Annotated in this window: 21 protein-coding genes, 1 tRNA gene and 1 riboswitch; of the genes, 16 read left to right on the top strand and 6 right to left on the bottom strand. The window is 27.4% G+C overall.

From position 1 onward, the window contains the following. The first annotated feature begins 178 nt into the window (after positions 1–178). The 9 genes from ACTNAO_RS10825 to ACTNAO_RS10785 all read left to right on the top strand — a co-directional run bounded on the left by ACTNAO_RS10825 (position 179) and on the right by ACTNAO_RS10785 (position 10,377). On the top strand, positions 179–454 hold the full coding sequence (locus ACTNAO_RS10825) for an energy-coupled thiamine transporter ThiT (protein WP_441028904.1): 276 nt from the start codon (positions 179–181) through the stop codon (positions 452–454). A gap of 9 nt (positions 455–463) precedes the next feature. Beyond that, the gene (locus ACTNAO_RS10820; RefSeq protein WP_441028906.1) at positions 464–1,084 is read left to right on the top strand and encodes an alpha/beta hydrolase; all 621 of its coding nucleotides are present in this window, start codon (positions 464–466) and stop codon (positions 1,082–1,084) included. A gap of 75 nt (positions 1,085–1,159) precedes the next feature. After that, positions 1,160–1,723 (top strand): signal peptidase I, encoded by a 564-nt coding sequence (gene lepB, locus ACTNAO_RS10815; RefSeq protein ID WP_441028908.1) that lies wholly within the window; start codon positions 1,160–1,162, stop codon positions 1,721–1,723. Between the two features lie 481 nt (positions 1,724–2,204). After that, positions 2,205–2,864, top strand: a complete 660-nt coding sequence (locus tag ACTNAO_RS10810; RefSeq protein WP_441028910.1) for an HAD family hydrolase — start codon at positions 2,205–2,207, stop codon at positions 2,862–2,864. A 219-nt stretch (positions 2,865–3,083) separates the two neighbouring features. Next, on the top strand, positions 3,084–5,342 hold the full coding sequence (locus ACTNAO_RS10805) for a glycogen/starch/alpha-glucan phosphorylase (RefSeq protein WP_441028912.1): 2,259 nt from the start codon (positions 3,084–3,086) through the stop codon (positions 5,340–5,342). A 141-nt stretch (positions 5,343–5,483) separates the two neighbouring features. After that, positions 5,484–6,368 (top strand): N-acetylmuramoyl-L-alanine amidase family protein, encoded by an 885-nt coding sequence (locus tag ACTNAO_RS10800; protein WP_441028914.1) that lies wholly within the window; start codon positions 5,484–5,486, stop codon positions 6,366–6,368. A gap of 111 nt (positions 6,369–6,479) precedes the next feature. Further along, positions 6,480–7,880: a L,D-transpeptidase family protein gene (locus ACTNAO_RS10795; RefSeq protein WP_441028916.1), complete on the top strand. Its 1,401-nt coding sequence runs from the start codon at positions 6,480–6,482 to the stop codon at positions 7,878–7,880. Positions 7,881–7,983: 103 nt separating this feature from the next. Further along, positions 7,984–9,171, top strand: a complete 1,188-nt coding sequence (locus ACTNAO_RS10790; RefSeq protein ID WP_441028918.1) for a pentapeptide repeat-containing protein — start codon at positions 7,984–7,986, stop codon at positions 9,169–9,171. A 183-nt stretch (positions 9,172–9,354) separates the two neighbouring features. Then, positions 9,355–10,377 (top strand): branched-chain amino acid aminotransferase, encoded by a 1,023-nt coding sequence (locus ACTNAO_RS10785; protein WP_441028920.1) that lies wholly within the window; start codon positions 9,355–9,357, stop codon positions 10,375–10,377. 43 nt (positions 10,378–10,420) lie between these two features. Here the strand turns inward: ACTNAO_RS10785 and ACTNAO_RS10780 are convergent, their stop codons facing one another. After that, positions 10,421–11,101, bottom strand: coding sequence for a GGDEF domain-containing protein (locus ACTNAO_RS10780; protein WP_441028922.1), 681 nt, complete (start codon positions 11,099–11,101; stop codon positions 10,421–10,423). Between the two features lie 534 nt (positions 11,102–11,635). After that, on the bottom strand, positions 11,636–12,952 hold the full coding sequence (locus ACTNAO_RS10775) for an APC family permease (protein ID WP_441028924.1): 1,317 nt from the start codon (positions 12,950–12,952) through the stop codon (positions 11,636–11,638). A 165-nt stretch (positions 12,953–13,117) separates the two neighbouring features. Here ACTNAO_RS10775 and ACTNAO_RS10770 point away from each other — a divergent pair, with 165 nt between their 5' ends. Together ACTNAO_RS10770 and adhE are read left to right on the top strand one after the other, a co-directional pair. Beyond that, the gene (locus ACTNAO_RS10770) at positions 13,118–14,296 is read left to right on the top strand and encodes an AI-2E family transporter (protein WP_441028926.1); all 1,179 of its coding nucleotides are present in this window, start codon (positions 13,118–13,120) and stop codon (positions 14,294–14,296) included. 131 nt (positions 14,297–14,427) lie between these two features. Then, positions 14,428–17,019, top strand: a complete 2,592-nt coding sequence (gene adhE / locus ACTNAO_RS10765; protein WP_441028928.1) for a bifunctional acetaldehyde-CoA/alcohol dehydrogenase — start codon at positions 14,428–14,430, stop codon at positions 17,017–17,019. Positions 17,020–17,052: 33 nt separating this feature from the next. On the opposite strand, the gene rimI is transcribed toward adhE, so the two are convergent. From rimI to tsaE, 3 genes are read right to left on the bottom strand one after another with little or no spacing between them, the layout of a single operon-like run. Further along, on the bottom strand, positions 17,053–17,499 hold the full coding sequence (rimI, locus tag ACTNAO_RS10760) for a ribosomal protein S18-alanine N-acetyltransferase (RefSeq protein ID WP_441028930.1): 447 nt from the start codon (positions 17,497–17,499) through the stop codon (positions 17,053–17,055). Further along, positions 17,489–18,208, bottom strand: a complete 720-nt coding sequence (gene tsaB / locus ACTNAO_RS10755) for a tRNA (adenosine(37)-N6)-threonylcarbamoyltransferase complex dimerization subunit type 1 TsaB (RefSeq protein ID WP_441028932.1) — start codon at positions 18,206–18,208, stop codon at positions 17,489–17,491. Before tsaB ends, rimI begins: the two co-directional genes overlap by 11 nt. Further along, on the bottom strand, positions 18,205–18,675 hold the full coding sequence (gene tsaE, locus ACTNAO_RS10750) for a tRNA (adenosine(37)-N6)-threonylcarbamoyltransferase complex ATPase subunit type 1 TsaE (protein WP_441028934.1): 471 nt from the start codon (positions 18,673–18,675) through the stop codon (positions 18,205–18,207). The genes tsaB and tsaE overlap by 4 nt, the downstream gene beginning before the upstream one ends. Before the next feature lie 174 nt (positions 18,676–18,849). Between tsaE and ACTNAO_RS10745 the strand changes: the two genes are divergently transcribed. The 5 genes from ACTNAO_RS10745 to thiC all read left to right on the top strand — a co-directional run bounded on the left by ACTNAO_RS10745 (position 18,850) and on the right by thiC (position 23,532). Beyond that, positions 18,850–19,725, top strand: coding sequence for a metal ABC transporter substrate-binding protein (locus ACTNAO_RS10745; protein WP_441028936.1), 876 nt, complete (start codon positions 18,850–18,852; stop codon positions 19,723–19,725). Positions 19,726–19,776: 51 nt separating this feature from the next. Further along, positions 19,777–19,852, top strand: a tRNA-Trp gene (locus ACTNAO_RS10740). Between the two features lie 107 nt (positions 19,853–19,959). Then, the gene (locus ACTNAO_RS10735) at positions 19,960–20,655 is read left to right on the top strand and encodes a TVP38/TMEM64 family protein (RefSeq protein ID WP_441028938.1); all 696 of its coding nucleotides are present in this window, start codon (positions 19,960–19,962) and stop codon (positions 20,653–20,655) included. A gap of 109 nt (positions 20,656–20,764) precedes the next feature. Further along, positions 20,765–21,925: an alanine racemase gene (gene alr, locus ACTNAO_RS10730; RefSeq protein WP_441028940.1), complete on the top strand. Its 1,161-nt coding sequence runs from the start codon at positions 20,765–20,767 to the stop codon at positions 21,923–21,925. 63 nt (positions 21,926–21,988) lie between these two features. Further along, positions 21,989–22,089: riboswitch (TPP riboswitch) on the top strand. A gap of 135 nt (positions 22,090–22,224) precedes the next feature. Then, positions 22,225–23,532 (top strand): phosphomethylpyrimidine synthase ThiC, encoded by a 1,308-nt coding sequence (gene thiC / locus ACTNAO_RS10725; RefSeq protein WP_441028942.1) that lies wholly within the window; start codon positions 22,225–22,227, stop codon positions 23,530–23,532. Between the two features lie 50 nt (positions 23,533–23,582). Here the strand turns inward: thiC and ACTNAO_RS10720 are convergent, their stop codons facing one another. Then, on the bottom strand, positions 23,583–24,569 hold the full coding sequence (locus ACTNAO_RS10720) for a DUF1002 domain-containing protein (RefSeq protein ID WP_441028944.1): 987 nt from the start codon (positions 24,567–24,569) through the stop codon (positions 23,583–23,585). Positions 24,570–25,522: the final 953 nt, after the last annotated feature.

The raw sequence follows: 25,522 nt of genomic DNA, 5'->3' as shown, positions 1-25,522 counted from the left end.
ACTGTGGAGTATCATATCAAATGCAAGTAGTTTTTATAACAAAAGCAGATACATTGAAACAGTAAAATTCTTAAAATGTTTATATTTGATTACATTTTAAGTAGCAGAGATGTTTTTGCTTAATATATTTTTATGTATAATACCATTAATTATTTATGTATTTTATATAAGAAGTTATATGTTTAAAATAAAAGAGATGGCTGTAATAGGTATTTTTGCTGCCCTTAGTTATATTTTGTCATTAATAAATGTAATTCATTATCCACAAGGTGGAAGTACTATTTTTCATGTTATGGCTGGAGTTATATTTTTTAGTGAGTTAGCACCAGAAGGAGTCTCTTCTCTTATATATTCTCTTGTGTATAATTTTTCAGGAACTGGAGTTGAGGGAATAATATCTGCAATAGTTATGGGAATATTTCCAATAGAAAGGATAAAAAATAATAGAAAATAAGGTGATTTTGTGAAATCTTTTTGGAAGGTAGAAATTAATAATAAAATAATAAACAATAATAGTAATAAACTAGCGGTACTTTTGCCGGGAATAAATTATTCAACAGATAGACCTCTTATAGATTATTCAAAAAGACTTGCTCTTGAAATGAAATATGATTGCTTAGCTATAGACTATGGATTTCAAATAGCTAGAAAGGAATTTGATAAAGATAAGGAAGTTAACGTAATAATAAAAGAAAGTATTAAAATTTTAAATGAAGCAATAGAAAATACAAGCAAAAAATATGAAGAAATACTTCTTATAGGGAAAAGCATTGGAACTGTTGTTCAAATACATATACAAAAAGAAGTTTGCAAAAATATAAAGGTTAAAAATATTTACTTAACACCTATTGAAAATACTTTTGAATTAGGCCTTAGTGAGGAATCCTTAGTTATTACAGGTAATAATGACACTTGGATAAGTAAAGAAACAGTTGAAAAAATTAAAAATATTAATAATATTAAGACTTTAATAATACAAAATGCAAATCATTCATTGAATATTGATGGAGATATTTTGAAAACTATAGAAGCTTTGAATGTTATTATTAATGAGGAAAAACAATATATTTTGAATTTTAACTAAAAAATGTATTTATTAGAATTAAAATTAGGATTATAATAATTTCATGCATAATATTAAGAAGGGAGAGTTTTTATTTTGAGTAATAAAGGAGAAGGAAAAAGTTCAGCAATTGGTTTTATAACAGATTGGGTAGTTCCAATAGTAATTGCAATAGTTTTAGCGCTGCTTATTAGACAATTTGTATTTTTTAAAGTAAAAATACCATCTACATCAATGGTACCAACATTAAATGTAGGAGATCAATTAATTGCAACAAGAGTTTACAATTTAGATAATTTAAAACGAGGAGATATTATAGTATTTAATTTTACTCCTGAAGACAAGCTTTATATAAAAAGGCTTATTGGACTTCCAGGAGATCATATTGAAATAAAAAATAATGTTGATGTTTATGTGAATGGAGAAAAACTTGAAGATAGTTATGTGAAAAATCCAGATCCATACAATGAAAATGCACCTGTTCTTACGTATGATGTACCAGATGGAAAGTACTTTTTCCTAGGTGATAATAGAGCTGTTTCTTTTGATTCTAGAAGATGGGATTCAAAATATGGAATAACATATATTGATGGATCTGAAATAAAAGGTAAGGCTCAAATAAAGGTATATCCATTTAGTGAATTTGGTTCAATTAAGTAAGTTTAAGCTGTCTTTTAAATTTTAAAAGGCAGTTTTTTTGAGATTAGTAATATTACAGTTATTGATCTTGCTATGAAATATGGGTATAATTCTCCAGATAGTTTTTCTAAAGTTTTTTCAAGATTTCATAGAATTTTACCTTTTATTGTGAAATATAGATTCCAATTAAGAAAAATAATTAATAATTAAGTGGCTTTTGCACTGCGTTTAAAGCCAGCACCAAAGGTGCAATTAAGAATTATTTTGTTTAGGTCTAGAGCATTGACGTAATTAAATTATTATATAAGTTTATGTGCAAGCTATGCAAGGTGGGGCTTGTCCGCCCCACCACAAATACAATTAAAATTTTTTGGGAGGCAAGGAGCAAAAATATCCTTGATTCTTAATCCTTAATTTAGCAAATTTATAAGTGATAAAGAACAAGAAAGTGAAATGAAGTAAAGAAGCCAGTTTACACTTAAAACAAGGGAGGAAAATTTAAGTGAAAGAAGTTAAAGCTGTAATATTTGATATGGATGGTGTACTTTTTGATACAGAAAGAATTTATTTAGAAGAATGGATAGAAATATTCAATGAATATGGTTATAAAATGACAAAAGAAATATATTTACCTTTAATGGGCAGAGGTAGAAAGGTTATTAAAGAAATATTTAAAAAAGAATTTGGCCAAGATATTCCTATAGAAGAAATGTATATAAAAAAGGATAAAATGCTTTTTGATGCTGTAGATGAGGGAATTCCCCTTAAAGAAGGTGCTGTTGAAATTATTGATTTTTTAAAGGAAAATGGATTTAAAATAGCCCTTGCTACTTCTGCTAAAAAAGAAAGAGAAGAAAAACAAATAAAAAGTTCTGTTCTTTGTGATAAATTTAATGCTATTGTTTGTGGTGATGATGTTTTAAATTCTAAGCCAGATCCAGAAATATTTAAAAAAGCTGCAGATAAATTAAGAGTGAAATATGAAAATTGTATTGTTATAGAAGATTCAAAAGCTGGAATAATAGCTGCAAATAAAGCTGGAATGATAGGATTTCATGTAGAAGATTTGCTACCTTGCGATGAGGAAATAAGAAAATACTGCTACCAATATTTTTCATCTCTTAATGAAATAATAGGTTTTATAAAACAAAATTGTTTGTAAAAATTAATATATTTTATATTTGATATGGTTTATAAACAAAATAGTAAGTAAATATACAAATGTATCTGTTTTAAATTGGTATAATAATTTTTGTAATGAGAATTTACATGATAAAAAATGTAGAATCTTGTTGTTAGTAAAATAATAGTAAAAAATCAAATAATCAATTTTGAGTTTAAGACCAAATAAAAATTTAAATTTTAAGGTGGGATAAAATTAATGGTAGAAAGTAACTTAAAAGAAATTTTAAAGAAAAGATTTAACAAGACAATTAGCGAAGCTACAAACGAAGAAGTATACCTTGCTTTATTAGAATTAACTAAAAATTCTATAAAAACAAAGGGAACTAATAAAGGAAAGAGAAAATTATACTATATTTCTGCAGAATTCTTAATTGGTAAATTATTATCAAACAACTTAATAAACTTAGGTCTTTATGACGAAGTTAAAAAAGTTTTAGCTAACAATGGTAAAGCTTTAACTGATATTGAAGAAGTTGAACTTGAACCTTCATTAGGTAATGGTGGTCTTGGAAGACTAGCTGCTTGCTTTATTGATTCTATTGCTACTTTAGGATTAAATGGTGATGGTGTAGGACTTAATTATCATTTTGGATTATTCCAACAAGTATTTGAAGACAGAAAACAAAAGGCTGTTAAAAATCCATGGATTACAAGTGAAAGCTGGCTTAACAAATCTGATATAAGCTTTGAAGTACCATTTGGAGGATTTACATTAAAATCTACATTATATGATATTGATGTAACAGGATACAATCAATCTTCAAATAAATTAAGATTATTTGATATCGATACATTAAATGAATCATTAGTTAAAGAAGGAATAAACTTTGATAAAAATGACATTAAAGAAAACTTAACTTTATTCTTATATCCAGATGATAGTGATGAAGCTGGAAACTTACTTAGAATTTATCAACAATACTTCATGGTAAGTAATGCTGCTCAATTAATCATATTAGAAGCAGAAGAAAATGGATATGACTTACACAAATTACATGAACATGTATGCGTTCAAATAAATGATACACATCCATCAATGGTTATTCCAGAACTTATAAGATTACTTGGACAAAAAGGAATAGGAATGGATGAAGCTATAGAAATAGTTTCTAAGACTTGTGCTTATACAAACCATACAATACTTGCAGAAGCTCTTGAAAAATGGCCAATAGCTTACCTTGAAAAGGTTGTTCCACAATTAATGCCTATAATAACTGAACTTGCTAATAGAGTAAAAGCTAAATACAATGATCCAAGAGTTCAAATTATAGATGATCAAAATAGAGTTCACATGGCTCACATGGATATACATTATGGATATAGCGTAAATGGTGTTGCTTACCTTCACACTGAAATATTAAAGAATGAAGAATTAAAACCATTCTATGACATATATCCAGAAAAGTTCAATAATAAGACAAATGGTATAACATTCAGAAGATGGTTATTACATTGTAATAGCGAATTAGCTGATTATATTACAGAACTTATTGGTGATGGATATAAGACTAATGCTGAAGAACTTGAAAAACTTTCAAAATATGTAGATGATAAGAATGTTCTTGCAAAACTTGATGAAATTAAAAAGAATAATAAAATAGCTCTTAAGAAGTACTTAAAAGAAACTCAAAACTTAGATTTAAATGAAAATTCTATATTTGATATTCAAATTAAGAGACTTCACGAATACAAGAGACAACAAATGAATGTTTTATACATCATTAATAAATATTTAGAAATTAAAGCAGGTAAGAAACCTTCTACTCCAATTACAGTAATATTTGGGGCAAAAGCTGCACCAGCTTATATAATTGCACAAGATATAATTCATGCAATACTTTGCTTACAAGAAATTATAAACAATGATCCAGAAGTTAATAAGTACTTAAATGTATTTATGGTAGAAAACTACAATGTTACAAAGGCTTCTAAATTAATACCAGCTTGTGATATTTCTGAACAAATTTCACTTGCATCTAAAGAAGCATCTGGTACAGGTAACATGAAGTTCATGTTAAACGGTGCATTAACTCTTGGAACAGAAGATGGAGCTAATGTTGAAATTCATCAATTAGTTGGAGATGAAAATATCTACATCTTTGGTGAATCTTCAGAAACTGTTATTGAACATTATAAGAAAGCAGATTATGTATCTAAAGATTTCTACGAAAAGCCAAACATTAAACCACTTGTTGATTTCTTAGTAAGTGATCAGATGCTTAAGGTTGGAGATAAAGTAAATCTTGAAAGATTACATCATGAATTAATATCTAAAGACTGGTTCATGACATTACTTGATCTTGAAGATTATATAAGAGTTAGAGATATAGCTTTAGAAGATTATAAGGATAGAGAAGCTTGGAACAAGAAAGTTTTAGTTAACATCAGTAAAGCTGGATTCTTCTCTTCAGATAGAACTATAAAGCAATACAACGATGATATTTGGCATCTATAATAAATAGAAATATTTATTATTACCATACTGCAGAATGTGTATTTGTGCACATTCTGCTTTTTGGTTTAATAAAATTGTTTTACTATTTGAAAAATTATAAATATTCGTAACAATTAACATAATCATTAATGGGGTGATAGGATGAAAAAAAATATATTAATAGTTTTACTATCATCATTATTCTTATTAATATGTGGTTGTGAAGCAAAAGAGGATTATGTAGAAAATACAGAAATTGAAGAAACTACTTGTACAGTCAGTGTAAAAGAAGAAACAATTAATGATAGTTCTCCGCTAGATGCACCACCTAAAATTGATAAACATAAAACAGATGAAGACAAAACAAATAATGATTTTAATACAAATAATGATGCTAATATAAATAATAATGTTAATACAGAGAAAAAGACTATTGTAATTGATCCTGGACATGGCGGTCCATCTAATCTTGAAAAGGAACAACAATCTCCTGATTCAAATATAATGAAAATAAAAGATGGTGGTGGATGCCAAGGGGTTGTAACTGGTGTCCGTGAAGCTGTAGTAACTCTTCAAGTTTCAATGAAATTAAAACCTCTACTAGAGGCTAAAGGATTTAATGTTATAATGACAAGAGTTGATGATAGTAAAAGCATGGGAAACATAGAAAGAGCAGAGATTGGAAATAATAACAATGCTAATTTAGTTATTAGAATACATTGTGATTCTGCAGATAGTTCAAGTGCTAATGGAGCTACAATGCTTGTACCAGGAAAAGTAGGTTATGCAAATAATATTAGTGATATAAGTGCAGAATATGGTAAGAAAATTTTAAATACCCTTACATCAACTGTGGGAATGAAAAACAGAGGCATAACTGTAAGTCAAGATATGACTGGATTTAATTGGTCTAAGGTGCCAGTTGTTTTAATTGAAATGGGATTTATGTCTAATGCAAATGAAGATAGATTACTTACAAGTGATTCATATCAAAATAAATTAGCACAAGGATTGTGCGATGGTATATCGGGTGTTTTTAATAATTAATATAGCTTTTATTTTACTATAAAAAATGTTATTATATAAAGTATAGTGAAATTTTGTTAATAGTAAATTTTATAATTTAAGTTTGTTTTCAATGGGAGGAAAATCATAAATATGAGAAGTAAAAAGACTAAAACTAAAATTAGTCCAGCATTGTTAGCAGGTATATTAACTTTTGCAATTGTACTTGTTATTTATATAGGGACATCAATATATTTCACAAAGCATTTTTACTTTGGAACTGTTATTAATGGAATTAATGCTACTGGAAAAACAGTTAATGAAGTAGAAACAGAGGTTGCAAAACAAACTGAAAATTATACTTTAGAACTTAAAGAACGTGATGATAAAACAGAAACTATTTCATCAGATCAAATAGATCTTAAGTATGTTTCAGATGGCAAAATAAGTGAAATAAAAAATAAGCAAAAGGCTTTTTTATGGATTGTATCTGTATTTAGCAGCAAAAATAGTGATTTAGAGGTTAATGTTTCTTATAATCAAGACAAATTATCACAAACCATTGATAGTTTATCTTGTTTAGACGAAAAAAATGTTACCAATCCACAAAATGCAAAAGTAGAATATGATGGATCTAATTTTGTTATTAAAGATGAGGTTATGGGAAATAAGATTATAAAAGATAATTTGGTGTCTGCTGTGAAGGATAAGGTTGAAAAAGGTGTACAAACCTTAGAACTTGATAGTGAAAATTGCTATGAAAATCCTGTATATAACAAGGATTCTCAAGAAGTTAAAAATGCATTAGATACTATGAATTCTTATGCAAGTGCTAATGTAACATATCAAATAGGAGATAGTACAGAAACAGTCACAGGCACTTCAATAAGTAAGTGGCTTTATACTGATGATAATATGAATGTTCAAATTAATAATGATTTAGTTTCAAGTTATGTAACATCTCTTGCCAAAAAGTATAATACTTATTATGCAACAAGAAGTTTTAATACTTCTGTAGGTAAAACAGTTAAAGTTGAAGGTGGAGATTATGGTTGGATAATAGACAAATCTTCAGAAACTAGTAAGCTTATAGATAATATTAAATCATCAGAAACTGTAACAAGAGAACCTGAATATTCACAAAAAGCTGCTCAACATGGAGCAAATGACATAGGAAACACATATGTTGAAGTAAATTTAACAAGACAACATTTATGGGTATATGTAAATGGTTCAGTAACAGTTGAAACTGATTTTGTATCAGGAAATGTAAGTACAGGTACAATTACACCAGCAGGTACTTATATGCTTAAATATAAAGAAAGGGACACGACTCTTGTAGGAGCAAATAATGAATATGCTTCTCCTGTTAAGTATTGGATGCCATTTAATGGAGGAATTGGTTTCCATGATGCTAATTGGCGAGATACATTTGGTGGAACTATATATATGTATAATGGATCACATGGATGTGTTAACTTACCAGTAGACAAGGCAGCAGAAGTTTTTGATTCTGTTAAGGCAGGAATGCCTGTTGTATGTTATGAAGAATAAAAATATTTTTTAAAACACTGCATTTGGCAGTGTTTTTTTTGTATATTTTTTTGCATTATTTGAAATAATAAATTTGTATTTATAAATTAAAGGAATGAAATCTATGGCTTATATAAATTTTAAAGAAGAAAGATATAAAACAGAACTTTTACTTTCAAAACGAAAAAAATACAATTTGAATCTATATAAAAAATTAAAGGAAAACAATAAAAAAGTAGATGATATATATAATAAAAAATATGGCTACAATATTATTTCAAACAAAACTATAAATACTTCTGATACTTTAGATGAAGTAGAATTTACAGAAATCAGAGATCAAAATTATTTTTGTACTCATTTCATTAAATGTAAGATTTGCAATATTAAATTTATTAATTGTAAGTTTATTGGTTGTATATTTGAAAATTGTAATTTTGCTGGTGGAGGAGTTATATTTGAAAATTGTATATTTATGGAGGAAACTTTAAGAAAAAAACCATCTCTTAATATTAAAGAAAATTTATCATGCACATTTTTAAATTCAAATATATATGCAAGATTTTCTAACAGTATAATTTCCTATTGTATATTTGAAAATGTAAATTTTAAAGATACATCTTTTGAAGTTTCAGATTTGTCTCATGTAATTATGAAAAGTATTAATTTTAATAAAGTTGAAATTTCTGATTGTAATTTAAGGTCTATAAAAATTTTATATCCATACATGAAGGATTTTAAATTTAACAATAAATATAAATCAACATTAGATGATAAGAGTTTTTTTGATAAGCTTATTATAAGGCATAAGACAAGATCGGAATATGAAGGAATATATTCAATTTATGAAGATATAGCTAATGAATTTAATAATAACAATTTAAAAAATAATTTTGGTGAATATTATTATTGGTGTAAAAAGACTCAAAGAAAAGTATTAAAACCATTTCCTAAAGTCTCCTCGTATATTTATTGGATTACAAGTGGTTATGGTGAAAGAATATTAACGCCGCTAGTTACATCTATAATTATAATGATAATATTTGCTTTTATATATATGATTTTTGGAGTTGATTTTGATGGAGAAATAGTAAAATATATTACAGGTCAAGGCTTACCTGGATCAATTACGGAATTTATTGCACAATATTCAGAAGCATTAAATTTAAGTATATCAATTTTTGTGGGATTAGGAACAAGTAATTCTTTTCCTACATATTCAAGTAATATATTTTTTGATGTGGAAATGATAGTAGGTGTAATAATGCTTGGAATTGGTATTGGCACAATAACAAGAAAACTCATAAGATAATTAAAAATTATTAATATTTTTTGTTAATTATAATAAAATAAATAAGCAAATACCAAAAAATATAATAAATCGTAAAAAAAATATCATATTTTTTAGCATTTACTTATTGCAATATATACCATAAAAGGTGTATAATTCTCTTAAGGAAATTTAAGATTAATGTATAGCTAGGAGATGTTACTTATGGAAAATAATACAATCAATTGGGACGAACTTGGTTTCAATTACATAAAAACTGATTATCGTTATAGATGTTGGTTTAAAGACGGTAAATGGGGTGAAGGTGAACTTTGCGAAGATAATAATATTGTTATTAGTGAAGCTTCTACAGCACTACATTATGGTCAAGAATGTTTTGAAGGACTTAAAGCTTATAGAAGAAAAGATGGTGGAATTCAATTATTTAGACCAGATAGAAATGCTAAGAGATTAAATCAATCTTGCAGAAAATTATTAATGCCTGAATTCCCAGAAGAAAGATTCCTTGAAGCTTGTAAGAAAGTTGTTCTTGCAAATGAAAAATATTTACCTCCATATGGAACAGGCGGTTCTTTATATTTAAGACCATATTTAATTGGAACTGGAGATAATATAGGTGTTGGACCTGCACCAGAATATTTATTTAGTATTTTCGTAGTACCAGTTGGTGCATATTTTAAGGGTGGAATGTCACCAGTAAACTTTAAAATTGCTGATTGTGATAGAGCAGCTCCTCTTGGAACTGGTAAACAAAAAGTTGGAGGAAATTACGCTGCATCAATTTTAGCACATGAACAAGCTAAGAAAGAAGGATATGCTGATTGCGTTTACTTAGATCCAACAACTCATACAAAGATTGAAGAAGTTGGTTCTGCTAATTTCTTTGGTATTACAAAGGATAATAAGTTCGTAACTCCATTATCTCAATCAATTTTACCAAGTGTAACAAAATATTCTCTTTTAGAACTTGCTAGAGACTATCTTCACATGGAAGTTATTGAAGGAGATGTATTTATAGATAATCTTGATATATTTGCAGAAGCAGGTGCTTGTGGTACTGCAGCTGTTATTTCACCAATTGGTGGTATTCAATACAAAGGAAAACTTCATGTATTCTATAGTGAAACTGAAGTTGGACCTGTAACAAAGAAACTTTATGATTTATTAACAGGAATTCAATTAGGTGATATTGAAGGACCTGAAGGATGGATATATAGAGTAAAATAGTTAATAAAAAACTTTGACTTGAAAATGGACAAGTCAAAGTTTTTTATTTTGCAATTTTTTTGTATTTTTTTTGAACATACATAAGATTATCACAATCTGATAGTATAGTATTAATATTTGCATCAGAAAGGGAGCAAGTTGTTATTCCGTAACTAAAATTAATTGAATATGGTTTCATCTTTGTTAAATTAAATTGGCATACTTCTGATAATAGTTTATTAACTAATTTTTGTGATAATATTTTATTTGCAGATGATATTATTATAAATTCGTCTCCGCCATATCTAAAAACACAATTAGCAGGAAAAATTTTAACTAAAAGCTTTGCAAAATGTTTTAGAGCTTTATCTCCTTCTTTATGACCAAAAGTATCATTTATAGATTTAAAATCATCTAAATCTATGTTAATTACAGAAAGACTATTAGTATTTTTTTGTGATTCACTTAACCTTTTTATACTTTGTATACATTTTTCAAAAGCAAATCTATTTTGTACTTTTGTAAGGGGATCATGTGTCATTTCATAATCTAATAACATTAAGTAACATATAGTTAAAGAAACACTTATTATTGTTAATGAAATAAGATTATTTGGATACACCACTTTAAATACACTACAAAATATCATTGTAATGGATAATAATAAAAAATGATAATAGTAATTTTTATTTAATAAAATCTTTGACTCTTTTAAGGACAAATTTAAAAATCTTCTTATACTCATACTATGTTCTCTGGCCATAAATGAGAATATAAATTGAAGCCATAAAAAAGAAAAAAATATGATTAATAAATTTTTGAATATGATTATAATAGAAGAAAATGTATTACTAATTGATGTATTAGAGTACAAATCAATTAATATGAACACTGCATAAAGCAATATAAGTTTATAAAATAAAATATTCGTATAATTATGTTTATTTAATTTTATTTTGCCATGTATAAAAATTGAAACAAGTAATACTAAAATTCCACAAGTTGCTTGAAAACTATAATATATATTCATGAAATTTACCTCACTTTTTATCACAAGGATTTATTATATATAAAATTATCGTTATTTTTTCAAAATAATGAAATATGTAACAAAAAAGAAAAGGTTTACATAGAGAATTCTTCTATTAATTTACTGTGAATATATTGTTAATATTAAGGTGGATATTTTTATAAAGTAGTAAAAATAAAAGGTAATATTTACACAAAATAATATTACCTTTTTATATTACATGCTTATAAGAAAACATCTATTATAATGCTAATTATTATGTTTTTTATAATATATAATAGATGAAAAAATAATCAATAAGCAGAATATAGAGTAGTATATAATTAAGTTATTTGTGAAACTCCCAAAAACCACCAATAGTGAACCTATAATTGCAAGGAATGGAAATAGAAAACCTTTTATTCTATTAGGATTTTTGCTGTTAATAGATAACTTAATTATATTTATATATACATATATATAGGCTATGTAATTAAAACTAATTGATATTTCTGATATATCTGAATTTCCTAAAAGGTTATATTTTTGAGATAAATAATTAATAAAAATCCATAGTAAGGATAATGCAAATGTAAATATTGCTGAATTTATAGATATTCCTAAATTATTATTTATTTTCTTGAATTTATTAGAAAAAGGAAACATATTTCTTTGTGCTAGTGCATTAGGCAATCTTAAAAATCCTATTATTATTCCATTTATAGTTCCTAAAATTGAGATTATTATAAAAGTTAATATTATCTTCTCACCAAAATTTCCAAGAAGTTTATTAGCAGCATAAGCTACATGAGAATCTCCAAGCATCATTACTTTTTCAGGACCAATATAAATACTTATTCCAACAAAATATAATACATACAATGTTAAAATAATAATTGGAGATATTACTAGTGCAATTGGTAAATTTTTTTTTGGGTTTCTTATTTCATGGCTTATAGTTGTGGCGATAATCCAACCATCAAATGAGAAAGCAATAGGTGCAATTGCTGCTATTATGTTTAATGTAGAGATTTCTTTAATAGGTGTTAGTGTAATATCAGAAGGATTTCCCCATATTAATCCACAAATTGCTATTACAATCAAGGAAATTATTTTTATAATAGTGGATATATTTTGAAAATAACTTCCTAACTTCATAGAGATTATATTTAGAAGATAGAATATTATTACAATTAATAATCCTATAAGTACTTCAATTACAAGGGAAGAATTTATACCAAACAGTAATAAAGTATATACTCCTGCAATCCATGATACTACAGCAATTAATGTTGGATAATATAAAAATGTATGGAACCAACCAATGGCACATGCTGCATATTTAGAAAAAATTTCGCTATAAGCTATAATTCCTCCTGTATTTGAATTTTTTGAAGCTAAGCTAGATATACTTAAACTTCCAAAAACAATACTTAAGGCTGCTATACAAAAAAATAGTATCCCAATACCTATATTTCCGTTAGTAGAAATTAGAATATTGTCACTTTTAAAAAAAATCCCAGAACCTATTACAATACCAACTATCATGCCAATAGTATTAAATAAGCTATATTGTTTGTTTTTCATTTGATTGCTCCTTTAATTCAATTAGTCTATGCAATTATATAATATTTTTTAATATAATTAAATGTTTATTAGAAAAAAACAATAATAATTTTTTTGCTATTAATATAAAAAAGACTTAGAAATAAGGTATAATAATAATAAATAGTTTATTAATAAGGAGTAGATATGAAAATTAATTTTAATGATAAATATAATACAATAGCAGTTTATGTAGTTCTTACAGCATGTGCTATAATACTTTTCTATTTAGGAATATTAAAGCTTGAATTTGTGTTTGAAAAAGTTGCTGTGATAGTTGGAATTTGTAAGCCATTTATCTTTGGTTTTGCCCTTGCATATATTTTGGATTTTTTACTTAGATTTGTAGAAGAAAAAATATATAGTTTGAAATATATTAATAAAATAAAATTATTATCACCTAAAATTCAAAGAGGTGTATCTTTATTTATCACATATTTATTAGCATTATTTTTAATATTTCTATTTTTATATTTTGTATTGCCACAACTTATTGATAGTATGGTAGGTCTTATAAATGATATACCTACCTATATAAATGACACCACCAAGTTTATAGATGATATATTAATAAATTTAAATATTAATAGTGAATATCTTGCAATGTTTAATGACAATATAAAGAATTTTATAGATTATATAATTAAAGTTCTTACAGAGTTATTACCTGTAATAGGAAATATTGTTACTAAAATGGCTTCTGGAATTTGGAATATTGTACTTGGATTAATTGTATCAATATATATGCTTATAGATAAAGAAAGATTTATTGCACTTTGTAGGAAGGTCGTATATGCAATATTACCTAAAAATGCAGCTAATAAAGTTACAGAAATTATAAGAAGAAGTAATTACACTTTTGGAAAGTTCTTAAGTGGTAAAATATTAGATTCATTAATAATAGGAATTATGACATTTATAATATTATATGTATGCAAAATGCCCTATGCATTACTTGTATCGGTTATAGTTGGAATTACAAATATAATACCTTTTTTTGGGCCATTTATTGGAGCAGTACCATCATTTATAATAATTTTATTTGTAGATCCAGTAAAAGCCTTATGGTTCTTATTAATAGTATTTGTAATTCAACAAATTGATGGAAATATAATAGGCCCTAAGATACTTGGGGATTCCATTGGAATATCTGCATTTTGGATACTTTTTGCAATATTAGTAGCAGGAAAGTTTTTAGGGATTGTTGGAATGGTAATAGGTGTTCCGCTTTTTGCAGTTGTATATTCTATAATAAAAGAAATTGTTGAAGAAAGACTTAGAAAAAAAGGATTGAAGGTTCAAACAGAGGATTATATAAAAAAGTAATTTTATAAAAAGGATGTTAGCAAAAAGTATGATGTTTTTAATAATATATGTATAATTGTCTCTTGCTCTACGTAAAATAATATTGTTTACTTTTAAAGTTTAAGAATTATCTTAATAAAGGAGTTGAAAAAATGAAAATTACAAATGCAGCAGAACTTACAAAAAGAATAGAAAAGCTTAGAAAGGCTCAAAAAATATTTGCAACTTTTAGTCAAGAAAAAGTAGATAAGATTTTTAAAGCAGCAGCAATAGCAGCAAATAATGCTAGAATATCTCTTGCAAAAATTGCAGTAGAAGAAAGTGGCATGGGAATTGTAGAGGATAAAGTAATAAAAAATCATTTTGCAGCAGAGTATATTTATAATCAATATAAAGATATGAAAACCTGTGGAATTATTGAGGAAGATAAAACTTTTGGAATAATGAAAGTTGCAGAACCAATAGGAGTTATTGCAGCAATTGTTCCCACTACTAATCCAACATCAACAGCTATCTTTAAATCCCTAATAGCGTTAAAAACAAGAAATGCAATTATTATAAGTCCTCATCCAAGGGCAAAAAATGCTACTATAGAGGCCGCTAAGATAGTGCTTAATGCAGCTGTTAAGGCTGGAGCACCAGATGGAATAATTGGATGGATTGATGAACCTTCAGTAGAGCTTTCTAAGCAGGTAATGGCTGAAAGTGATATTATTTTAGCAACAGGTGGTCCTGCAATGGTAAAGTCTGCTTACTCATCAGGCAGACCTGCAATTGGAGTAGGAGCAGGAAATACACCAGCAATTATTGATGAAAGTGCTCACATAAAAATGGCTGTTAATTCAATTCTTTTATCTAAAACTTTTGATAATGGTGTAGTATGTGCATCGGAGCAAACTATACTTGTTTTTGATAAGGTATATGAACAGGTAAAAAGTGAATTAAAAAATAGAGGAGCATATATTTTATCAGGAGAAGAGGCTAATAAGGTTAGAAAAGTAATTTTAAATGATAAAGGAGGGCTAAATTCTAACATTGTAGGTCAATCAGCTTTTAAAATAGCTCAAATGGCTAATGTTAAAGTTCCAGAAATTACTAAAGTTTTGGTTGGTGAGGTTGAATCGGTTGAATTAGAGGAGCCTTTTTCTCATGAAAAGTTATCACCAGTTTTAGGCATGTATAAGGTTTCTACTTTTGATGAAGCTTTAAAAAAGGCAAGTAGGCTTGTGGAACTTGGAGGATTTGGTCATACATCAGTTTTATATACTGATGCAATAAAAAATAAAGATAGAGTAGAAAAATTTGCAGAAACAATGAAAACTGCAAGAACTCTTGTTAATACACCTGCAACTCAAGGTGCCATAGGAGATTTATTTAATTTTAAATTAGCACCATCCTTAACACTTGGTTGTGGTAGTTGGGGAGGAAATTCAATTTCTGAAAATGTTGGACCTAAGCATTTAATTAACATTAAAAGTGTAGCTGAAAGGAGAGAAAATATGCTTTGGTTTAGAGTGCCTGAAAAAATCTACTTTAAATATGGATGTCTTCCTACAGCATTAAATGAATTAAAAGATATGAATAAAAAGAAGGCATTTATAGTTACAGATAAAGATTTATTTAATTTAGGATATACAAATAAAATTACAGATGTATTAAAAAATATGGGAATAGAATATAAAATATTTTCAGATGTTGCACCAGATCCTACTTTACATGCAGCAAAAGAGGGAGCTGCTTCAATGACAAGTTTTAATCCTGACGTAATAATAGCCTTAGGTGGAGGATCTCCTATGGATGCTGCTAAAATTATGTGGGTAATGTATGAGCATCCTGAAGTAGATTTTGAAGATTTAGCAATGAGATTTATGGATATTAGAAAAAGAGTATATAAGTTCCCTAAAATGGGAAGTAAAGCTATAATGGTTTCAATTCCTACATCTGCAGGTACAGGATCAGAGGTTACTCCATTTGCTGTAATTACTGATGAAAAAACTGGAGTAAAGTATCCGCTTGCAGATTACGAATTAACACCAGATATGGCAATTGTAGATGCAGAACTTATGATGAGTATGCCAAGAGGCTTAACTGCAGCATCTGGGATAGATGCACTTGTTCATGCTATTGAAGCATATGTTTCTATATTAGCATCAGAATATACAAATGGTTTAGCTCTTGAATCTATAAGGCTAATATTTAAATATCTTCCTCAAGCATACAATGATGGAAATACAAATATTAAAGCAAGAGAAAAAATGGCTCATGCAGCATCAATGGCAGGTCTTGCTTTTGCAAATGCCTTCCTTGGAATATGTCATTCAATGGCACATAAGTTAGGTGCTTTTCATCATATACCTCATGGAGTAGCTAATGCACTTCTTATTGATGAGGTAATTAGATTTAATGCAACAGAAGCACCAATTAAACAAGCAGCGTTCCCACAATATAAATATCCCAATGCATTATGGAGATTTGGAAGAATAGCTGATTATTTAAATTTAGGTGGAAATTCTGATGATGAGAAAGTTGAACTTTTAATAAATAAAATAGATGAATTAAAAATGAAAATAGGCATACCAAAAGATATTAAATCTTTTGGCATATCTGAAGCTTCTTTTTATGACTCTTTAGATGAAATGGTAGAGCAAGCTTTTGATGATCAATGCACAGGTGCAAATCCAAGATATCCATTAATGAAAGAAATTAAGGAAATTTATATAAGATGTTTTGAATGTAATAAATAAAAAAATTCCAGCAAAATTATTTTGCTGGGATTTTTAGCGTAACCACATTATAATTGCATCTTCTTTAGTACCATCATCATTATGATAATAATTTTTTCGTATACCTTCTTCTATAAAACCATATTTAGAATATAATTTTTTTGCAATTATATTTGAATTTCTAACTTCTAATGTAAGAGAATTGCAATTCCATGTATTCATATTATTAATTAAGGCTTCCATTAATTTATTTCCTAAGCCTTTTCCTCTACAATTAGGATGTACAGCTATATTAGTTATTTGACCTTCACCAGCCACAATCCAGAGTCCAGCAAAAGCAATAACTTTAGAATCTGATGATATTACAATATATTTGGCTAATGGATTTTGCAGCTCTTTTTTTAAAGATTCTAATGTCCAAGCTTCTCTTAAGCTTAGATTTCCTACATCTAAAACATCTAGTATGTCCTTTTCATTCATTAGCCTTGTATTATAATTCATTTAATTTTATCCTTTTTTCAAGTTCCCTTACAGCTTGAGGTTTTTTTAAGTATAATGGGGCGGATGAACTATCATCACGCATACCTTTTTTTAGAAGGTTTAGACCATATTCTCCAAGGGAAGAAGCCTTTATGGTAGAAATATGATTAGAAGCAAAAAATATGTTGTTAAGATTATCTTTTAAATATTGTTTGTGTTCTTTAGTAATATCTCCAGTGAATATTACCTTCTCATTTTTTTCTTTAAGCATTTCAACTAAATCATATATTTCTATTGGTGTATAATCAGATATTTTTTCTAATTCATAATTGTTATCTGATGAATTATTTCTGTATAAAGCAGTATATACATTATCTCTTAGTGCTTCAATTATTGGACAAATTATGCCATCAAAATTTGTAATACTATAAGCTAATGCATCAAGAGAAGAAATGCTTATATATGGTTTATTTGAACCACGACTTAAACCTTTTACTGTTGCCATACCAATTCTTAAGCCAGTAAAAGAACCTGGGCCTTTAGATACTACATAACCATCAATATCAGAAATATCTAAATTACAATCTTTTAGTAGTTTTGAAATCATATCCATTATCAAAACAGAATGTTCCCTTTTATTATTTATAATATATTCTCCAAGTAAAGTATTATCATCAAGAATTGCAACAGTTGCTACTTTAGAGGAAGAATCTATACTTAAAACTATCATAGTGTTAACTCCTTTATATAGTTGTATCTTTTATTTTCTTTTGGATAAGTTTTTATAGTTATTTTCCTGTAGTTTTCGCCTTTTTTTAGGTCTTTTTCAATATTTATATAAATAAATTCACTTGGAAGAATTTCTTCAATGTAATTAGCCCATTCTATTATGGATACTGCATCTGAATAAATGTAATCATCAAAACCTATTTCATATATTTCATCTGGGTCACTTACCCTATATACATCAAAGTGATTTAATTTTAATCTTCCAGTAGTATATTCATTAACTATATTAAAAGTAGGACTAGTTATTATGTCTGTAATTCCAAGTCCTAAAGCTATACCTTTAGTAATATGAGTTTTACCAGTACCAAGATCGCCAGTTAAGCATATTACATCACCAGGTTTAAGCATTTTCCCCAAGTTAGAACCTAATTTAGTTGTTTCATTTATTGTATTTACTTCAAAAATCATTAATATAAACTCCTTTTAAGTAAGTATTATCTTAGCTAAACATACAAATACATTGTAAATCTATTATTTAAAATTGTAAATTAAAATATATATACAATAGGTAGTTGATTTTTAAGATTAATGAGTGTAGTATTTTATTTATGATGTAAATATAATCTTGGAGGTGATTTGTTCTTGAAGAAAGTTACCTTTGTTATGTTAATTATAACATTTATAATGTATATTGGACTTAATTTTTTCTCAGATCAAGGTATAGCTGATACTAGCTACAGTGAAGACAGTGTAAGAGATACATATCTTAATATCATGGTTTGCAATAAATCTCAATATTATATGGTAAAAAAAATAGTAGGTGAAAGGCATAATATTCAATACTTATTTAACAATGAAGAAAAAATTGATGCATTTCGATATGATAAAGGTGTAGTAGATAATGTTTCTAATATGGATATATTTATATACAGTGGAAATTCCTTCGAAAATTGGGATAGTGCTTTTATTAATGATTTAGATAAAAGTAAAGTTGGTGTAATAAATATATCAAGAGGCATAAGAACATTAAATTATAATGATGAAACTAATAAAACAAATCCGTATTATTGGACTGGTTTAGAAGAATATAAAATTGCTTTATATAATATAAAAAATGCAATACAAGATAGAGATCCTAAAAATAGAGATTTATATGAAAAAAATTATAATACAGCTATTTCTTATTTAGAGCAATCATTAAGTATATATAATGGCAAAAGAAATGATCTTAATAATTATATTTTTATATCATTAGATGAAAAACTAGCATATTTTTTTAGGGATCTAGGCATAGATACTTATTTACTTAAGGGAGATTCTATAGAAAAATATATAGTTGATAATAATTTTGATTTATCTAAGGTTGTAATAGTGAGAGATGCAAAAACAGAATTTAATAATCCACAATATAAATTACTTACTTTTGAAAGTTTTGATTCGAATAAAAGTTATGAGGATATTATGTTTAATAATTATAAGGAATTATATTCTCTTAATGTAATTGATAAAAACAATTAAAAATGTTTGCATTTTTAATTGGTATAGTATATAATAAATCTTGTGACTCAAAGGGGTATGGCTCAATTGGTAGAGTAGTGGTCTCCAAAACCATTGGTTCTGGGTTCGAGTCCTAGTGCCCCTGCCAAGTTAAAGCTAGCAATTCAACTTATTGTTGAGGCTAGCTTTTTTTATGCTTGTTATATTATAAAAACTTTTACATAAATAAAATGATAGCAGGAGTATATTAAAAGTATGAATAACTTTAAGAGATCAGTATTAAGTAAAATAAAAAATATAAATATATTTAAGTTTATAATATTTTTAATAATTATATCAGTTGTTATATTTTGTACTATTAAATATGGAGATGCTATAAAAAATATAAAACCAAAGATTATAGTAAAATATATAAGAGATATGAAGCCCTTTTCGGAAATAATATATTTAATGATTTTTGTTGTTAAACCATTTTTTGTTTTCATTCCAGCTAATGTTGTTTTTATTATGGGTAGTATGGTATTTGGACCACTAGAAGGAAGTATATTATCTATAATAGGACTTTGGATTTCTGGAACAATAGCATTTTATCTTGCAAAATTTCTTGGAAAAGACTTTGTTCATAAAATACTTGGAAAAAAATTAATAAAAATAGATAATAAGCTTGGCGAAGATGGTTTTAGAGTACTTTTTATGCTAAGGCTTCCTCCAGTACTTCCTTATGATCCATTAAGCTATGCATGTGGTTTTACAGAAATTAAGTACAGTCATTTTATAGCTGCATCTGTACTTGGAGTTGCACCAGAAACAATATGTTATTCAATTTTAGGAAAGAATTTCAAAACTCCTTTTACACCAGAATTTATGATTCCAATTTGTATTTTAATTGTTGGGACAATATGCTCTAAACCTGTTATGGATAGAATAAAAAATAGAAACCACACTAAATAAAAATGTTATTTGGTGTGGTTCTTTTTATATTGTAATATATTTCATATAATATAATAAGTTAATAAGATTTTTTTGATATATTTAAATATATTGTTAGGAGATAGATAATATGGATAAAATAATGAGAGCAGTGTGGGCTGAAATAGATTTAGATGCAATAAAATATAATATAAAAAACATTAAGGAAATAAGCAATGGTAGAGATGTAATTGCAGTTGTTAAGGCAGATGCTTATGGTCATGGTGCTATAGATATTATACCTACATTGCTTGAAAATGGTGCTTCAAGACTTGCTGTAGCAATGATAACAGAGGGAATAGAAATAAGAAAAAACAATATAGATGCACCAATTATGATACTTGGATTTACACCTTGTGAATATGCATATGCACTTTGCAAGTATGATATTGAACAAACTGTTTATGATTTAGAATATGCAAAAAAATTATCTGAAATTGGTATTAAAAATAACAAAAAAATAAAAGTACACATTGCATTAGATACTGGAATGGGTCGTATTGGATTTATGCCAGGTAAGAAAAGTGTAGATGATGTGGAACAAATATGTAAATTAACAGGTATAGAAGTTATAGGGTTATTTACTCATTTTGCAACAGCAGATGAAAAGGATAAAACTTACACTCATGAACAATTTAATAAAGTTAAGGAATTTGACAATGAATTGTTAGCTAGAGGTATAAATATACCAATTAAGCATGTTTCTAATAGTGGAGCAATAATTGATATGCCTGAAACATTTTTAGATGCTGTAAGAGCTGGAATAATACTTTATGGATATTATCCATCAGATGAAGTTAATAAATCAAAACTTAAGATTAAACCAGCTTTATCATTAAAAACAAAAGTAAGTCATGTAAAGGAAATGGAAGAGGGAATGTATATTAGCTATGGTAGAACTTTTAAAACTACTAGAAAATCAAAAATAGCTACAATTCCTATTGGATATGCTGATGGTTATTCAAGATTATTAAGTGGAAAAGCTAAAGTTATAATTAAGGGAAAATTTGCTAATGTTGTAGGGAGAATATGTATGGATCAATGTATGATTGATGTTACTGATATAGATGATGTTTCTGTAGGAGATGAAGTGATTTTACTTGGAGAGCAAGGTGATTTAAAATATAATGCTGATGATATGGCAAGAGATATGGGAACAATTAGCTATGAGGTATTATGCATGATAAAGCAAAGAATTCCAAGAATATATATTAAAAATAAAAACATAGTATCTGTTAGAAATTATCTCTAAAAATTGTATATAAAATAATAGCTTGAAAAAAATATGTATAAGGATTATACTAAAAATAATTGAACATTAAGCTAGGGGTGCTATTATATGGCTGAGAAGGTTTTTCCTAACTCTTATAACCTGATATGGATAATTCCATCGTAGGAAAGTTAAATGTAAAAATATTTTTTTGTATTTTTCTTTACATTTAAATAAATATAATCCCTGGCAGTAATATAACTGCTATTTTTTATATAAAAAATGCTTTGTGTACAAGATGAAATTTCTTAAATATATTTTTTATTTTAGGAGGAAAAATAATGAATTACACAACTCAAATGGATGCTGCAAAAAAAGGGATAATAACTGAACAAATGAAAACTGTAGCAGCAAAGGAGAATAAAAGCCCAGAAGAAATAAGAAGTTTAGTAGCTGAAGGAAAAGTTGCAATACCTGCAAATAAAAATCATAAAAATTTAAGTGCAGAAGGTGTTGGACAAGGACTAAGAACTAAAATTAATGTTAATTTAGGTATATCAAAAGATTGTCCTGAATGCGAAAGTGAATTAGAAAAAGTAAAAGTAGCAATAGATATGAAAGCTGAAGCAATAATGGATTTATCTAACTATGGTAAAACTGAAGGTATGAGAAAGAAGATAGTAGATATGTCTCCTGCAATGCTTGGTACTGTTCCAATGTATGATGCAGTTGGATTTTATGATAAAGAATTAAAAGATATTACAGCAAAGGAATTTTTAGATGTTGTAGAAAAACATGGTAAGGATGGAGTGGATTTTGTAACAATTCATGCTGGACTTAATAGGGAAACAGTTGAAACAATAAAAAGAAATCCAAGACTTACAACTGTTGTATCAAGAGGAGGTTCTCTTCTTTTTGCATGGATGGAATTAAATAAGGCTGAAAATCCATTTTTTGAATATTATGATGAATTATTAGATATTTGTGCAAAATATGATATAACTATATCATTAGGTGATGCTTGTAGACCAGGTTCTGTACATGATGCAACTGATGCTAGCCAAATAAAGGAACTTATTACATTAGGTGAACTTACAAAAAGAGCATGGGAAAAGAATGTACAAGTTATGATAGAGGGACCAGGTCATATGCCTCTAAATGAGATTAAAGCTAATATGATTTTAGAAAAGAAGTTATGTCATGGAGCACCATTTTATGTTCTAGGACCTTTGGTTACAGATATAGCTCCTGGATATGATCATATTACATCAGCAATTGGAGGAGCAATAGCAGCAACATATGGTGCTGATTTCTTATGTTATGTAACACCTGCTGAACATTTAAAATTACCAGATTTAGATGATATGAAAGAAGGTATAATAGCTGCTAAAATAGCAGCTCATGCTGCAGATATTGCAAAGGGAATACCAGGTGCAATTGAATGGGACAATAAAATGAGTAAAGCAAGAGCTGATGTTGACTGGGAAACTATGTTTAACTTAGCATTAACTGATGAAAAACCAAGAAGATATAGAGCTATGTCAAAACCTCATGATGAAGAAACATGCACAATGTGTGGTAAAATGTGTTCTATGAGAACAATGAAAAAGGTACTTGCAGGGGAAGATTTAAATATTTTAAGAGATTAAATTTAAAAAAATAGCGCTTAAAAACATCAGTTTTTAAGCGCTATTTTTTGTTATTTAGAAGTAGATGTAGAAGTCTTTGGAGAACTAGTAGCTTTTTCTGATTTTTCTGAAGTTGGTGTAGATGTAGCTTTATTATTATCCTTAGAATCAGAATCTCCACTAAAGAAATTGCAAATTGAATCCCAAATATCAGAGAAAAAATCACCTATTTTTTGAAAAATGTTTTTAGTTTCTTCTGTAGTTAATTTATCTTTTAGGCTATCTGTAACATCATTAAGCTGATCTTTTATGGCTTTATAATTTAAATCTAAATCGTTTATTTTGTACATAAGTTCTTTGATTTGTTTTATATCATCATCTGATAATTTGTCTTCGTAAGGTTTTACTGCTTTATCAACTATTTTATCAACGCCTTCGTTTGTTTTTGGATCTTTTTTTACAACATCCTTTTTTATATCATTAATTAAATTTGCAGCATCATCTTGACCAATTTTTTCGCCAACATTTCCTGTTGTAACAATTTCGTCATTAGCTGCTTCTTTTTTGTTTTCGTCTATTTTTTCACCAGAAGAACTATTTTCAAAACCTTTTAATATACCAGCTAGTGCTGCTGTTCCTGAAACTTGGAAAGGAGCTGCACAAGTAACATTAGCATTTTGTATTCCTGCTGTAATTAAGGAATTTCTTATCATGCTTTCTGTAACCCAAGTAAGATTATTTGTTTTTATGTTTAGTCCACCAGAAGTGGTTGGTTCGATATAAGAACATGAAATTGCTTTTGTACCTATTTGTGAAGAACTTGCTACCTTATCTAAAGCTTCATGTTCTTCTTTTGAAGTTACTTCAAGTACATTTGCTTCATTTGAAGTAACACCAAAATATTTAAGCATTTCTTGCTTTTGTTCTTTTGATAAATCGGCACCTAAGGTAACAGATTTAAAGGAATCTGCATATGCAGTATTAGATGGTAATGATGAAAATGTTATACTAACAGATAGTATTCCTATAAGTAATGAACTTATTAATGTTTTTTTCATTTCTAAAACCCCATTTCAAAATAAATATTATTTATAGTTCTGATTATAGCATAATTTTTTTTTATTATTACATATTTAAGATTTATTTAAGTAAAATTTTAAGTGTGGCTTCAAATATTTGCTTCATTAAGCCTTTTATTCTTTATACTTATAATTTTGGTTAATTAATAATTAAGAATTAAGTCAGCCATCGCCGATACGCTTGGCTTAATTAATAATTAAGGACATTTTTACGCCTTCGTCGTAAAAATATTAATTATATATTGTATGGGTAGACAAGCTGTAGCTTCAGGGTTTACATTTAAACTTGCAAAAGAGATAGGATATCCTATTATGAGTGATTAAGCTAAAATTTCAAGGCTTACACTAAATCATATATAAAAAACCTAATTATGATAATGCTTTAGGCCTAGTTACAACAATTATTAATTATCTCCTTGGGAGATTGGCTTTTAAGCGTAGTACAAAAAGCCACTTAATTATTAATTATTAATTATTAATTATTAATTATTAATTAATAAACTTATCCTGGTGTATTCTTTTGTGAAATAATGAGAAAAAGATAGCAAATAAGAGTAAAAATAATTTATTTTCAAAAAACAAACTATTGTCGTTAATTGGTGAAAAATATATGTGGTATTATAAAACACGTCGCTGAGGCATACAAGTTTAAATCAAATGTAGAATTTTTGAGAATAAACTTAAAAAGTTAGCAAAATTTGAGTTAAAAAAATTCAAAAAAATGTTGACAAGAGCTGAAACAAGTGATAAGATAAGAAAGTCGCTTGAGGGTGACACAAAAACCACTAAGAGTGGTAATGGTCTTTGAAAATTGAACAGAATAATAAGTTAAGAACCAGCAATTCTTTTATTAGTAAGTTTTATGAGCGGTCTTAGAAATAAGACTTAGAATCAAACTTTTTATTGAGAGTTTGATCCTGGCTCAGGACGAA

The organism is Clostridium sp. HCP1S3_C6, assembly GCF_052066735.1.
Taxonomy (GTDB): domain Bacteria; phylum Bacillota; class Clostridia; order Clostridiales; family Clostridiaceae; genus Clostridium.
Note: the sequence above shows the minus strand (reverse complement) of the source record. Positions and strands in the feature narration are given on the sequence as shown.

Bases quoted from the DNA above. Each gene is read 5' to 3' on its own strand.
- ACTNAO_RS10825 (WP_441028904.1), top strand. From the start codon at position 179: ATGTTTAAAATAAAAGAGATGGCTGTAATAGGTATTTTTGCTGCCCTT.
- ACTNAO_RS10805 (WP_441028912.1), top strand. From the start codon at position 3,084: ATGGTAGAAAGTAACTTAAAAGAAATTTTAAAGAAAAGATTTAACAAG.
- ACTNAO_RS10800 (WP_441028914.1), top strand. From the start codon at position 5,484: ATGAAAAAAAATATATTAATAGTTTTACTATCATCATTATTCTTATTA.
- ACTNAO_RS10795 (WP_441028916.1), top strand. From the start codon at position 6,480: ATGAGAAGTAAAAAGACTAAAACTAAAATTAGTCCAGCATTGTTAGCA.
- ACTNAO_RS10790 (WP_441028918.1), top strand. From the start codon at position 7,984: ATGGCTTATATAAATTTTAAAGAAGAAAGATATAAAACAGAACTTTTA.
- ACTNAO_RS10785 (WP_441028920.1), top strand. From the start codon at position 9,355: ATGGAAAATAATACAATCAATTGGGACGAACTTGGTTTCAATTACATA.
- ACTNAO_RS10780 (WP_441028922.1), bottom strand. From the start codon at position 11,101: ATGAGTATAAGAAGATTTTTAAATTTGTCCTTAAAAGAGTCAAAGATT.
- ACTNAO_RS10775 (WP_441028924.1), bottom strand. From the start codon at position 12,952: ATGAAAAACAAACAATATAGCTTATTTAATACTATTGGCATGATAGTT.
- ACTNAO_RS10770 (WP_441028926.1), top strand. From the start codon at position 13,118: ATGAAAATTAATTTTAATGATAAATATAATACAATAGCAGTTTATGTA.
- adhE (WP_441028928.1), top strand. From the start codon at position 14,428: ATGAAAATTACAAATGCAGCAGAACTTACAAAAAGAATAGAAAAGCTT.
- rimI (WP_441028930.1), bottom strand. From the start codon at position 17,499: ATGAATTATAATACAAGGCTAATGAATGAAAAGGACATACTAGATGTT.
- tsaB (WP_441028932.1), bottom strand. From the start codon at position 18,208: ATGATAGTTTTAAGTATAGATTCTTCCTCTAAAGTAGCAACTGTTGCA.
- tsaE (WP_441028934.1), bottom strand. From the start codon at position 18,675: ATGATTTTTGAAGTAAATACAATAAATGAAACAACTAAATTAGGTTCT.
- ACTNAO_RS10735 (WP_441028938.1), top strand. From the start codon at position 19,960: ATGAATAACTTTAAGAGATCAGTATTAAGTAAAATAAAAAATATAAAT.
- alr (WP_441028940.1), top strand. From the start codon at position 20,765: ATGGATAAAATAATGAGAGCAGTGTGGGCTGAAATAGATTTAGATGCA.
- thiC (WP_441028942.1), top strand. From the start codon at position 22,225: ATGAATTACACAACTCAAATGGATGCTGCAAAAAAAGGGATAATAACT.
- ACTNAO_RS10720 (WP_441028944.1), bottom strand. From the start codon at position 24,569: ATGAAAAAAACATTAATAAGTTCATTACTTATAGGAATACTATCTGTT.